The following is a 1,065-nucleotide window of genomic DNA, read 5'->3' as shown; positions in this document are numbered from 1 at the left end:
GTGGTGCTGCTCTGCGCGGGGCGGACCTTCATCGCGGGGGCCGATGTGACCGAGTTCGGCAAGCCCCCGCAGGCGCCGCATCTGCCCGATCTGGTGGACCGGATCGAGGGGGCGGCAAAGCCCTGGGTGGCGGCGATCCACGGCGCGGCGCTCGGCGGCGGCTTCGAGGTGGCGATGGGCTGCCGCTTCCGCGTGGCCCTGGAGGGTGCCTCGGTCGGTCTGCCCGAGGTCGGCCTGGGCATCGTGCCGGGCGCATCCGGCACCGTGCGCACGCCGCGCCTGGCGGGCGTCGAGGCCGCGGTCGATCTGGTCACCTCGGGCAAGCCGGTGCGGGCCCCGAAGGCGCTGTCGCTGGGCCTGCTGGACGCGGTCTTCGCCGATGACCTGCGGGCCAATGCCCTGGCCTTCGCGCGCGAGGCGCTGAGCCGTGACCTGCCGCCCCCCGTCTCGGCCCGCCCGGTCGCAGCCCCGGGCGACGCCTTCTGGGACGACCGGCGCAAGGCGGTGGCGAAAGCCGCCAAGGGGGCCGAGGCGCCGCTGCGCGCCCTCGACTGCCTGCGCAAGGCGGCGGAGGCGCCCTTCGCCGAGGCCCTGGCCCATGAGCGCCAGACCTTTCTGGAGCTGCGCGGGTCCGATCAGGCCGCGGCCCTGCGCCATGTCTTCTTTGCCGAGCGCGCCGCGCCCCGTCCCGCGCATCTGAAGGGCGTGGATCCCCTGCCGCTGCGAAGCGCGGGTGTGATCGGCGGCGGCACCATGGGCGCGGGCATCGCCGCCGCGCTGCGCGATGCGGGCATCCCCGTCACCCTGATCGAGCGCGACGAGAAGGCCCTGGCCCGCGGCACGGCCACCCTGCGCGCCATCTTCGCGGGCGCCGTGAAGCGCGGCAAGCTGACCGAGGCCCAGGCCCAGGACCGCATGGCGGGCGTCACCGCCACCACCGACTATGCCGCGCTGTCGGACGCCGACCTGGTGATCGAGGCGGTCTTCGAGGAGATCGGCGTCAAGCGCGCGGTCTTCGAGCAACTGGCCGCCGCCTGCCGCGCGGATGCGGTGCTGGCCACCAAC

1 protein-coding gene is annotated in these 1,065 nt (G+C 75.2%); it reads left to right on the top strand.

The features are described from left to right. On the top strand, nt 1-1,065 hold a 1,065-nt coding region (locus tag CK944_RS22240; protein ID WP_192877803.1), incomplete at both ends, for a 3-hydroxyacyl-CoA dehydrogenase NAD-binding domain-containing protein.

Source organism: Paracoccus sp. SY (genome assembly GCF_002901215.1).
Lineage (GTDB): Bacteria > Pseudomonadota > Alphaproteobacteria > Rhodobacterales > Rhodobacteraceae > Paracoccus > Paracoccus acridae.
Note: the sequence above shows the minus strand (reverse complement) of the source record. Positions and strands in the feature narration are given on the sequence as shown.